Genomic DNA, 11,862 nt, shown 5'->3' with positions numbered 1-11,862 from the left:
CTGTAATTATAATCTAATTAAAGATTAGATTACTCAGCTTCGATGCTTACGAATTTACGGTTTTTAGGACCTTTTACTGCAAATTTCACTTTACCTTCAGTAAGAGCGAAAAGAGTATGGTCTTTACCGATGCCAACGTTTGTGCCAGCGTGGAACTTAGTACCACGTTGACGAACGATGATGTTACCTGCAAGAACAGATTCACCACCAAAACGCTTAACACCAAGACGTTTGCTTTCTGAATCGCGGCCGTTATTAGTAGAACCGCCAGCTTTTTTATGTGCCATTGTTAAACTCTCCTAATACTTAAGCGTTAATGCCAGTGATTTTCACTTCTGTGAACCACTGACGGTGACCAGCTTGCTTACGAGAGTGCTTACGACGACGGAACTTAACGATTTTTACTTTATCGCCACGACCGTGTTGTACTACTTCCGCAGTAACTTTACCACCTTCAACAAGAGGTGCACCAACAGCGATTTCTTCGCCGTTAGCAACAAGAAGAACTTTATCAAATTCTACAGTTGCACCAGTTTCAACGTCTAATTTCTCTAAACGAAGAGTTTGACCTTCGCTTACACGGTGTTGTTTACCACCAGATTGGAAAACAGCGTACATATTTTACTCCGCTTTTTCCGCACAGCCTATGGTTGTTAATTGTACAACTCGGGTGTGCGCTAAACTAATCAATAGGGCGCAGATTCTACTGGAACCATGACGCTATGACAAGCCATATTTTTAAAATATTGGCGAAAACATGTTCGCCAAAGAAAAGTGCCGCAATCATGCCCTTAAGTGATGTATTAATCAACGTTTTTTAGTGTATCATTCGTTAATTAAATATAATGAATAAGCCTTACAGGTTCTAACCTCAGCCGGATGAATAATGGATTTTAAAGCTATCCAAGCGCTTACTGCCGATGATATGGCAAAAGTAGATAAAACAATTCAAGCTCAACTAAATTCTGACGTAAGTTTAATCAATCAGCTCGGTTTTTATATCGTAAGTGGCGGTGGTAAACGCCTACGCCCATTGCTTGCAATCTTGTCAGCTCGTGCTCTTGGTTACCAAGGAGAAGCACACACTACCTCAGCCGCGTTTATTGAATTTATTCATACTGCCACATTACTTCATGATGATGTGGTTGATGAATCTGACATGCGTCGCGGTAAAGCCACTGCTAATGCAGCCTTTGGCAATGCAGCCAGTGTTTTAGTTGGTGATTTCATTTATACGCGCTCATTCCAAATGATGACAAAGCTAGGATCTTTAAAGATCCTTGATCTCATGAGTGAAGCGGTAAATGTAATTGCTGAGGGTGAGGTTCAGCAGTTGATGAACTGTAATAACCCAGATGTAACCGAAGAAAGCTACATGCAAGTTATTTATTCTAAAACCGCTAGACTGTTTGAAGCTGCGACTCAGATTGGTGCGATTCTTACTGAATCTTCCCCTGAGATTGAAACTGCAATGCAGAATTACGGAAAATACCTTGGTACTGCATTCCAGCTGATTGACGATGTGATGGACTATACTGCTGATGGTAAAGAAATGGGGAAAAATGTTGGGGATGACCTTGCTGAAGGCAAACCAACACTGCCACTTTTATATGCGATGCATAATGGCACCCCAGAGCAATCTAGCATGATTCGTGAAGCTATCGAGAAAGCGAATGGCATGGATAAACTGACTGAAATTCTCGCGGCTATGGATGCGACCGGGTCTCTAGAGTACACAACTCAGAAAGCGTATGAAGAAGCAGATAAAGCTATACAAGAGCTTTCTGTACTTCCTGAATCTGAATATAAAGAAGCTTTGGTTACCCTAGCCCACCTTGCAGTGAAACGCTCTAAATAAAGCAGACTAACTTCTTAGATGGCGCTGAATTACGTTCCTATATAAAGCTGCATTACGTTTCTGCTTTATATAGGACTAATAATTTATATAGTAATCACAAATTGCTTAACCATAAACATTAAAAAAGCCGCTCAATGAGCGGCTTTTTGTTTATTAGATGAAGCTTAAAACGGCTTAGTCTTACTTATTTAGCAAACTCAACACCGATTTTAATATCGCCATTTAGTGTTTCAAGCATGCTATCAAGTGATGACTTTTCGAAATCGCTCAGTTCACCGTAGCTAAGAATAGCTTCTGCGCCATCTTTACCTAGTTTCACTGGTTGTGCGAAGAAAGGAGCATGTTCACCTGCACCTTCTACATATGCACATTCAATTACGTTTTCTTCACCTTGCAGTGCTTTCACTAATGCAAGACCAAAACGACAAGCAGCCTGACCCATTGATAATGTTGCACTACCGCCACCAGCTTTTGCTTCAACGACTTCAGTACCAGCGTTTTGAATACGCTTAGTTAATGCTGCAACTTCTTCAGCCGTAAACTCTACGCCTTCAACTTGAGATAGAAGAGGAAGAATTGTCACACCAGAGTGACCACCGATAACAGGTACACGGATATCGCTTGGATCTTTATCTTTCAATTCAGCAACGAACGTTTCTGAACGGATAACATCAAGAGTGGTAATACCGAATAAACGACGCTTATCGTAAACACCAGCTTTCTTTAAAACTTCAGCAGCAATTGGAACCGTTGTGTTTACTGGGTTAGTAATGATACCAACGCAAGCTGTAGGACAAGTAACAGCAATCTTTTCAGCTAAAGACTTTACGATACCTGCATTTACGTTGAAAAGATCGGCACGATCCATTCCTGGCTTACGAGCAACACCAGCAGAGATAAGCACAACATCAGCACCTTCTAGCGCTGGAGTTGGATCTTCACCTGCATAACCTTTGATCGAAACAGGTGTTGGGATATGACTAAGATCAGCAGCAACACCCGGTGTAACAGGTGCAATATCGTATAAAGCTAAATCAGAACCGGCAGGGAGGCGGTTTTTAAGTAGTAGGGCTAGGGCTTGACCGATGCCACCAGCGGCACCAATAACAGCTACTTTCATTGTTATTCTCCTTGAGAACTTATCTCTTATAAGATTTTTGTAGGGTATAAAATGAGCTAATTAAGTTAGAAAACTATAGTAATCACAAAATGATTACAATCAATTAACGCTATCTTTGCGACCTCGCGCAAGTCAATAAAACCGTGCTACACAGAGCATCTGCATTATGAGAATAATCACCTGAAATAACAAAAGAAATATGCTCTAACAGCACGATTGACCATTAGTTTTTTACAGTGACACAACTAACAATTTGATATGTAAACTTGGCGGAAACTGCATATGTATGCGAAAATATGCACAATATTTATGTTAACGAATAAGAAGCCACCATGCGCAATACAGAAAAACAAGACACTTTAGTTCGCGCTTTTAAATCTTTACTAAAAGAAGAGCGTTTTGGCTCTCAAGGTGAAATCGTCGATGCTCTTAAGCTAGAAGGCTTTGAAAGCATCAACCAATCAAAAGTATCGCGCATGCTTACCAAATTTGGGGCTGTTCGAACTCGTAATGCAAAAATGGAAATGGTGTATTGCTTACCAGCAGAGCTTGGTGTCCCTACTGTTTCAAGTTCTTTACGTGAATTAGTTCTCGATATTGACCATAATGCCGCTTTAGTTGTTATCCATACCGGCCCTGGTGCTGCACAATTAATTGCTCGATTACTGGACTCTTTAGGGAAGTCAGAAGGAATCCTTGGTGTAGTCGCTGGTGACGATACTATCTTTATCACTCCTACTTTGGCCGTGACAACGAAGCAACTATTTGATTCGGTATGCGAGCTATTTGAATACGCAGGCTAACACGTAGTGAACAGTCACTAAGTTCATAACTTCACACCTCTATTTACTATTTTAATGGATCACGGCTACTCATTATCACCGTGATCCAAATCACATCCTAGACTATTCGAAAACACCTACCATAAACAAACTAACCTACTGATTTAAAAATACATAATGATAAAATTCGTATAATATTCATGCAGCATCCCTTAGACTTTTCCGCTATATGTTTTAACAATTGAGTAATTTTGTGCCATTTTTTTGATACTATTCAGCCACTTTTTCAACAGATGGATTGAAAAAGGTGCCGTTTCCAAATAGGAAACTCCAGAAGTAACTACACTTACTTCAGGGTTAATAATGAATAAAGGAAGGGAAATTCATGGCATTTACCAAACTTATTAAAGTTGGCGCTATTGCAGCTGCTGTAATGGGCGCTGGCGCGGTTAACGCTCAAGAGTTCATCACTATCGGTACTGGTTCAGTAACAGGTGTTTACTACCCTACTGGTGGTGCTATTTGTAAGCTTGTGAATAAAGGTCGTAAAGATCACAACATTCGTTGTTCTGTTGAGTCTACAGGCGGTTCTATTTACAACGTAAATACAATTCGCGCAGGTGAACTAGATTTTGGTGTTGTTCAATCAGACTGGCAATATCACGGCTATAACGGCACAAGTAAGTTCGCAGAACAAGGCGAGTACAAAAAACTTCGCGCAATGTTCTCTCTACATACAGAACCATTCAACATTATTGCTCGTACTGACTCTGGTATTAACAATGTTGCTGACCTTGCAGGTAAGCGTGTAAACATTGGTAACCCAGGTTCTGGTGACCGTGCAACTATGGGTGTTGTAATGGACGCTATGGGTTGGACGAATGACAGCTTCAAACTAGCTTCTGAACTGAAAGGTTCTGAGCGTTCACAAGCTCTTTGTGATAACAAGATTGACGCATTCATCTACATGGTTGGTCACCCGAACGGATCAATCAAAGAAGCAACAACATCATGTGACGCTAAGCTAGTATCAGCTACAGGTCCTAAGATTGATGAAATCGTTGCTGAAAACCCTTACTACGCATACAGCACAGTACCAGCTGGCATGTACCGTGGTACAGAAAACGACGTAAACAGCTTTGGTGTAGCCGCGACAATGGTTACAACAACAGATGTTTCAGATGAGACAGCGTACAACGTAGCAAAAGCAGTTTTCGAAAACTTCTCTACGTTCAAACGTCTACATCCAGCATTTGCTAACCTGAAGAAAGAAGACATGGTGAAAGCAGGTCTTTCAATCCCTCTTCACCCAGGCGCTGCAAAATACTACAAAGAAGTAGGTCTTCTAAAGTAATAACGCTTTAGCCTACCGAGCCAATAAGGGTGGTTAACATCCTTATTGGTTTTTCACGTTTTATAAAACAAAAAGTAACCAGCGTGAAAAGAAAACAATCTTTAAGTTAATCCATTTTGGATAACTTACCTTCGTTTCAAGCCTAAGATAAATCAAAACCAGAACACATTTTCCCATCTATTTACTACACTAATAGATGCTTAAGAGGTTCTGCTGTTTTGTTTATAGGTGAGACCATCAATAATAAGGATAAAGTACATGACGCAGACAACTTCACCGTCTTCAGATGTGCAAGAAATGGTGGCACAGTCCGACACTGGTGCACGTAGCCCAAGCGGCTTACAAGGTCGTATTTTATGGTTTGTGCCTTTATGTTGGTCATTATTCCAACTTTGGTACGCATCACCGCTGCCGTTTATATTCGACTTTGCTATTTTAAATGACACTGAAGCTCGTTCCATTCATTTAACTTTCGCTATTTTCCTAGCATTTACCGCTTATCCGGCGTTAAAAAACTCCCCGCGAGACCGTATCCCTGCGATGGATTGGATATTAGCTTTAGCCGGCAGTTTCTCCGCAGCGTATATCTATATTTTTTACACAGAGCTTGCCGGTCGTTCTGGTGCTCCAACCACTTTTGATATTGTTGCTGCAGTAACAGGTATGGTGCTTCTTTTAGAAGCGACTCGTCGAGCTTTAGGTCCACCGCTGATGGTGGTAGCTGCCGTATTCTTGCTATACACATTTGGCGGTCCTCATATGCCAGATGTCATTGCTCATAAAGGCGCAAGCTTAAACAAAGCAATGTCTCATCTATGGCTGACGACAGAAGGTGTATTTGGTGTCGCTCTCGGTGTTTCTACTTCTTTCGTATTCTTGTTTGTACTTTTCGGTGCAATGCTAGAGCGAGCAGGTGCTGGTGCATACTTCATTAAAGTCGCATTTTCTCTACTTGGACACATGAAAGGCGGCCCTGCAAAAGCAGCGGTTGTAGCTTCAGGTCTGTCTGGTTTGGTTTCTGGCTCATCGATTGCTAACGTAGTAACAACCGGTACTTTTACCATTCCACTCATGAAACGTGTGGGTTTTTCCGGTGAAAAAGCGGGCGCTGTAGAAGTTGCCGCTTCAACTAATGGTCAATTAACACCACCAATCATGGGTGCTGCTGCATTCTTAATGGTTGAATACGTAGGCATCTCATACGTTGAAGTTATTAAAGCGGCTCTACTTCCTGCTTTAATTTCTTATATTGCACTGATTTACATTGTTCACTTAGAAGCATGTAAAGCAGGTATGACAGGACTTCCTCGTCGTCGTACACCAACTATTGTTCAAAGCTTACTGTCGTTCACTGGCACTATTCTAGGCTTATGTGTAATAAGCGCTGCTGTATACTACGGTGTTGGTTGGACAAAAGATGTATTCGGCGATGCTGCTACACCTATCGTAACGGTTGCTCTACTAATTTCGTACGTTGCTTTAGTTCGAGTATCAGCGAAGTATGCAGTTGAAGGCGGACTCGAAATCGATGAAAACCTAACTGAAGTTCCTGAACCAGGTCCGACAGTAAAATCTGGTCTTCACTTTTTATTGCCTATCGTAGTACTGGTTTGGTGTCTAACCGTTGAACGTTTCTCTCCAGGCTTATCGGCATTTTGGGCAACAGTATTCATGATCTTTATCTTGATTACACAACGTCCATTAATGGCATTAATGAACAAGTCAGATGATCTTGCGACCCAAACTAAAGCCGGATTTATCGACCTTGCTGAAAGCTTAGTGTCTGGTGCGAGAAACATGATCGGTATCGGTGTAGCGACAGCGGCGGCAGGTACTGTTGTTGGCGTAGTAACGCTAACAGGTATTGGACTTGTAATGACTGATTTCGTTGAGTTTATCTCAGGCGGAAGCATCATTCTTATGCTTCTGTTCACAGCGGTTATCAGCCTGATCTTAGGTATGGGTCTACCCACTACAGCAAACTATATTGTTGTATCGACTCTAATGGCTCCAGTTATCGTAACTCTAGGTGCCGCACATGGCTTAATCATCCCACTGATTGCGGTTCACTTATTTGTGTTCTATTTCGGTATTCTAGCTGATGATACTCCACCCGTTGGTTTAGCCGCATTTGCAGCTGCTGCTATCGCGAAATCAGATCCAATTCGTACCGGTATCCAAGGCTTTACCTACGATATCCGAACCGCGATTTTACCATTCATGTTCATATTCAATACTCAACTGCTATTGATGGGCATTGATTCTTGGTGGCACTTAGCACTCACAATTTTCTCATCAGTTACAGCTGTCCTTATTTTTGCAGCAGCAACACAAGGTTGGTGGTTTACGAAGAATAAATGGTGGGAAACGATCCTTCTGATCGCACTTACTTTCACATTCTTCCGCCCTGGCTTCTGGTGGGACATGGTGTACCCAGCTAAAGTTCTTTCTCCAGGAGTTGAGATTGCTCAAATCACTGAAAATCTTTCTGTGGGACAATCACTTGAGTTAAGAATTGGTGGTGAAAACTTAGAAGGTGACTATTCTGAGAAAACCGTTCGTCTTCCATTTGAAGATTCAGCGATAACAGCGAATGACCGAATCGCATCAATGGGGTTAATGCTAACGGAAACTGACGGCAAGATGATTGTTGATATGGTTGAATTTGGTAGCCCAGCAGAAGCGTCTGGTATTGATTTTGATTGGGAAATTAAATCCATCATCCAACCAGCTGAAAGACCAATGAAAGAATGGGTATTTTTACCAGCATTGCTAATTTTAATTGGCTTAGCGATGAATCAAAGAAGACGTGCTCGTAAGGATGAGATTAGTGCGTAATGTATTTAGCCATACGGGCTTTATACTATGGAAAGGATCATTACAGCACCTAGCCTAACCTAGGTGCTGGTTAAAAAGAGAATAAAACATGTATAAACAAATCCTTGTTCCTGTTGATCTTAATGATAAAGGCTTTGCTGATAAAGCCGTTGAACTTGCAGTTTGGCACGCAAAGCACAGCAATGCAGAAGTACATTTACTGAATGTTCTACCGGGCATTCATATGTCAATGGTCGCATCTTATTTTCCGAAAGATGCCGCAAATCAGATGAAGTTGGACGTAAAAAACCAACTGAAGGAATTTGCTGACAAGCATATTGATGATGAAATCATTTACAAAGTACACGTATCGGAAGGCAAAGCTTATTCGACTATTTTGGATTTCGCAGAAAAGCTTGGAGCAGACCTTATCGTCATGCCAAGCCATAAGCGCTCTAAGATCGATAAAGTTGTACTTGGTTCAGTGGCGAGTAAAGTCGTACAAAACTCACCAATTAATGTTTTGGTCGTGAAACCTCAAGGCTAAACATACCTATCTATTAGGTCTTAAAATTTCTATTCGATATCAAAAAAGGTTGCTATAACAGCAACCTTTTTTATTTCCTGACTCGTCAACTTATACAACTCGATTAAGCTTTTCATCCCGCATAAAGCTATTCAGATTTTCTATCAGTATGTCGGATAAAGCTTGGATTGCGGAGTCACTTCCCCAAGCAACATGCGGCGTCAAAATAAGGTTTGGTAAATGGCTATGTGCCAATAATGGATTACTTTTATCGGCGGGCTCTTCACTAAAGACATCAATGCCAGCCCCTGCAATCTCGCCAGTTTGTAATGCATCCACTAATGCTTGTTCATGAACTAAGTTGCCCCGCCCTGCATTAATTAACACGGCACTTCTTTTCATCAACAACAGCTCACTTTTACCAATGAGATGATGAGTTTCTTCATTTAAAGGGCAGTGCAGAGTAATAGCATCTGACTGTTGTAGTAGCTCTTCAAATGGCAAGTAACCTTCTCGGCAGATACTAACGCCTTTTCTTTCTGAAAAAAGTACATTCATCCCAATAGCTTTCGCCAGTAAGGCTGTGGCTTGACCTAATCCGCCACTACCAATAATTCCAAGCGTACTACCTGATACATCTTGAATAGGGTGAGTAAAAAAACAGAACTGCTTATCTTTTTGCCATTCATCCTTTTCTATATCTTGATGATAACCCACTAGGTTTCTCTTCAATGAAAATAGCATCGCGATGACATGTTCCGGAACAGACCGAGTAGCATAACCTTGAACATTAGCGACCCCTATTCCATTAGCCTCACAGTAGGCTGTGTCTACGTTATTCACGCCTGTTGCAGAGATTGCAATAAGTCGTAAGCGAGTCGCTTGCGATAAATTTCTGTCATTTAGAATGACTTTATTGGTAATTACAATGTCTGCATCAATAATGCGTTCTTGAACTTGTTCAGGTTCCGTAAAATCATATTCCACCCAACTATGTTCAAAATTGGGTTTCTTTAATTGGATCTGAGATGGAATGGTTGCGCGATCTAAAAATACAATTTTCATTTGTGCTTAGGATTCCTTATTTTTGCGTATTCATACTCAGCCCAATTCGAGAGCAGTAACAGTTAAAGTTAAGCTTTTAACTTTTTATAGTCTGGTAGCTCTGTCGCAATCTCAAAATGTTGGCGGACTTGCGGCTCTGCTTCTTCATAAAAATCACACGGTACAAAGGCACTGAATAATTGATTATCAGCAGGGTGATAAAAACTCAGTTCACACGCATGTAACTCTAAGCGGTCAGAAAAAGCATACGCTTCAGGTGAAGCATAAAACTCATCACCGACAATTGAGTGACCAATTTCCATGGAATGCACTCGTAATTGATGTGAACGACCTGTGATAGGCAATAAGCGCAGTAACGTAGTGTGCTGATCATACTGAACAACTTGGTAACGGGTTTGCGAAGGCTTGCCATGCTCGTAGCACACTTTCTGTCTTGGTCTATTCGGCCAGTCACAGATTAGCGGTAAATCAATCATTCCCTCTTGCTGTTCTACTTTTCCCCATACTTTCGCGTAATACACCTTATGAGTAAGCCTGTATTGAAATTGCTTTTTCAATGAACGCTCAGCTTCTTTATGCTTAGCTAAGAGCATCAATCCTGATGTCGACATATCTAAACGGTGTACTACTTGGATTTCTGGAAACTCGACAACTAGGCGACTCCACATACTATCGTAATGCTCAGGCGCACGCCCCGGCACAGAAAGCAAACCAGGTGGCTTATTGACCACCAAAACATCGTCATCTTGGTAGACAATATCAATCCAAGGTTCGGTTGGTGGAGTGTACTCAAGCATCGCCATAATTGTTCTCTTTTATATGTTAACTGCGGAATGTTAGTTAGCTGCGGAATATTGGCTGCAGAATGTTAGCCGCGGAGTATAGCAGAGCAAACGCAATGAAAATATTTCCCAAATTTCAATTAAACCGTACAGATGTATTGACGACTAAATCAAATGTGTTAAAGATGGTTTCCTTAACAATAAAATAACACATCAAAGGATGGATGATGGAAAATACGGCTCACCCGACAAAAGAACCCCAAAAATCTAACGCAATAACAAAGCTGCTCAGTTCTTTAGGACCAGGGATAATGATGGCAGCAGCGGCGGTTGGCGGATCTCACCTTGTCGCTTCAACGAAAGCAGGTGCCATTTATGGTTGGCAGCTTGCGGGTCTTATTCTTTTAGTCAACGTTTTCAAATACCCATTCTTTCGAGCTGGTGTTCAATACACGATGGGCACGGGGCAAAGCTTGGTTGAAGGCTACTCAAACTTAGGCCGTCCTTACCTTATTATTTTCTCAATTCTGAGCAGTATTTCTGCTGTCGTAAACACCGCCGCTTTATTGTTATTTAGCGCCAGTTTGCTCAGTTATTTTATTCCTGTCGAACTCGCTACTACCACGCTGTGTATGATTGTCCTAGCCACCTGTCTGATTATTTTATTTGCAGGGCACTACCGCGCTTTAGACAGCCTATCCAAAGTGATCATGGCAACCCTAACCATTACGACATTAGCTGCCGTTGCGATGGCTCTTGGTTCTCCCGTTGAACCTGCCGACGCTTTTGTTCCACCATCACCTTGGTCTCTAGCCGCAATAGGTTTTATAGTCGTAACAATGGGCTGGATGCCTGCGCCAATCGAGATCTCAAGTATCACTTCAATGTGGTTAAAAAGTCAGGTGAACAAACAGGACGTTACCGCTAAGTCTGCCTTATTTGATTTTAATGTCGGTTATATCGGCACAGCGTTATTAGCCATTGTATTCCTTGCTCTTGGTGCTTTAGTCCTACACAGATCTGGTGTTGAATTTTCAAGATCTGGTATGGGTTTTGCTCAACAGCTTGTTGGAATGTATGCCACAACGATTGGTGAATGGTCTCGACCGCTTATTGCCGTGATTGCCTTCTTCTGTATCTTTGGTAGTACAATTACGGTTATTGATGGCTATGCTCGTGTGTTAGCTGAATCTCAACGTTTACTCTTCAAACAAGAAGCAAAACCTGGGTTCACTCAAGCTTGGATCATTGTTATTTCAGTACTGGCTTTGGCAATTGTTGCCTTTTTCACTTCAGCACTTATGCCAATGCTTAACTTTGCGATGATCATGGCTTTTGTGACTACGCCATTTTTTGCTCTTCTTAACTACATTCTTGTAAGCAAAGCTGAGTTGCCGGAAGAACTGGCAATGGGTAGTAAGCTCAAAGGACTTTCGATTATAGGCTTAATCTACCTCTTTGGATTTCTTGCGGTATTCGTTTGGTGGAAATGGTTTATTTAATCGGTTCTTTAAACCGCTCACTTAGAGTAAACCTCTGAAACCTAGATACAAATAAA

General features: G+C 41.5%; 11 protein-coding genes. 6 read left to right on the top strand and 5 right to left on the bottom strand.

Translation table 11 applies throughout. From position 1 onward, the window contains the following. Window positions 1-29: 29 nt before the first annotated feature. Together rpmA and rplU are read right to left on the bottom strand one after the other, a co-directional pair. Complete coding sequence (gene rpmA, locus OCU78_RS01875; RefSeq protein ID WP_004735905.1) at window positions 30-287, bottom strand: 50S ribosomal protein L27; 258 nt, start codon at window positions 285-287, stop codon at window positions 30-32. Window positions 288-306: 19 nt separating this feature from the next. After that, window positions 307-618: a 50S ribosomal protein L21 gene (rplU, locus tag OCU78_RS01870; protein ID WP_004740823.1), complete on the bottom strand. Its 312-nt coding sequence runs from the start codon at window positions 616-618 to the stop codon at window positions 307-309. Window positions 619-886: 268 nt separating this feature from the next. Here rplU and ispB point away from each other — a divergent pair, with 268 nt between their 5' ends. Beyond that, entirely contained in the window at window positions 887-1,858 is a 972-nt protein-coding gene (ispB, locus tag OCU78_RS01865) for an octaprenyl diphosphate synthase (protein ID WP_137374419.1), read from the top strand. A 184-nt stretch (window positions 1,859-2,042) separates the two neighbouring features. Here ispB and mdh read toward each other — a convergent pair whose 3' ends face one another. Beyond that, complete coding sequence (gene mdh, locus OCU78_RS01860; protein ID WP_137374418.1) at window positions 2,043-2,978, bottom strand: malate dehydrogenase; 936 nt, start codon at window positions 2,976-2,978, stop codon at window positions 2,043-2,045. A 332-nt stretch (window positions 2,979-3,310) separates the two neighbouring features. On the opposite strand from mdh, the gene argR reads away from it, so the two are divergent. The 4 genes from argR to OCU78_RS01840 all read left to right on the top strand — a co-directional run bounded on the left by argR (window position 3,311) and on the right by OCU78_RS01840 (window position 8,478). Then, entirely contained in the window at window positions 3,311-3,781 is a 471-nt protein-coding gene (gene argR / locus OCU78_RS01855) for a transcriptional regulator ArgR (protein ID WP_137374417.1), read from the top strand. A gap of 364 nt (window positions 3,782-4,145) precedes the next feature. Then, on the top strand, window positions 4,146-5,114 hold the full coding sequence (locus OCU78_RS01850) for a TAXI family TRAP transporter solute-binding subunit (RefSeq protein ID WP_137374416.1): 969 nt from the start codon (window positions 4,146-4,148) through the stop codon (window positions 5,112-5,114). A 258-nt stretch (window positions 5,115-5,372) separates the two neighbouring features. Beyond that, window positions 5,373-7,952, top strand: coding sequence for a TRAP transporter permease (locus tag OCU78_RS01845; protein WP_137374415.1), 2,580 nt, complete (start codon window positions 5,373-5,375; stop codon window positions 7,950-7,952). A gap of 88 nt (window positions 7,953-8,040) precedes the next feature. After that, window positions 8,041-8,478, top strand: a complete 438-nt coding sequence (locus OCU78_RS01840; RefSeq protein ID WP_137374414.1) for a universal stress protein — start codon at window positions 8,041-8,043, stop codon at window positions 8,476-8,478. A 90-nt stretch (window positions 8,479-8,568) separates the two neighbouring features. Here the strand turns inward: OCU78_RS01840 and OCU78_RS01835 are convergent, their stop codons facing one another. Continuing rightward, complete coding sequence (locus OCU78_RS01835) at window positions 8,569-9,522, bottom strand: D-2-hydroxyacid dehydrogenase (protein ID WP_137374413.1); 954 nt, start codon at window positions 9,520-9,522, stop codon at window positions 8,569-8,571. A 68-nt stretch (window positions 9,523-9,590) separates the two neighbouring features. Then, complete coding sequence (gene rluA / locus OCU78_RS01830) at window positions 9,591-10,325, bottom strand: bifunctional tRNA pseudouridine(32) synthase/23S rRNA pseudouridine(746) synthase RluA (RefSeq protein ID WP_137374412.1); 735 nt, start codon at window positions 10,323-10,325, stop codon at window positions 9,591-9,593. 206 nt (window positions 10,326-10,531) lie between these two features. On the opposite strand from rluA, the gene OCU78_RS01825 reads away from it, so the two are divergent. Then, window positions 10,532-11,806, top strand: coding sequence for an NRAMP family divalent metal transporter (locus OCU78_RS01825; RefSeq protein WP_137374587.1), 1,275 nt, complete (start codon window positions 10,532-10,534; stop codon window positions 11,804-11,806). The last annotated feature ends 56 nt before the right edge of the window (window positions 11,807-11,862 follow it).

Source organism: Vibrio gallaecicus (assembly GCF_024347495.1).
Classification (GTDB): Bacteria; Pseudomonadota; Gammaproteobacteria; order Enterobacterales; family Vibrionaceae; genus Vibrio; species Vibrio gallaecicus.
The sequence above is the reverse complement of the archived record's forward strand: the minus strand, read 5'-3'. Positions and strand labels throughout refer to the sequence as shown.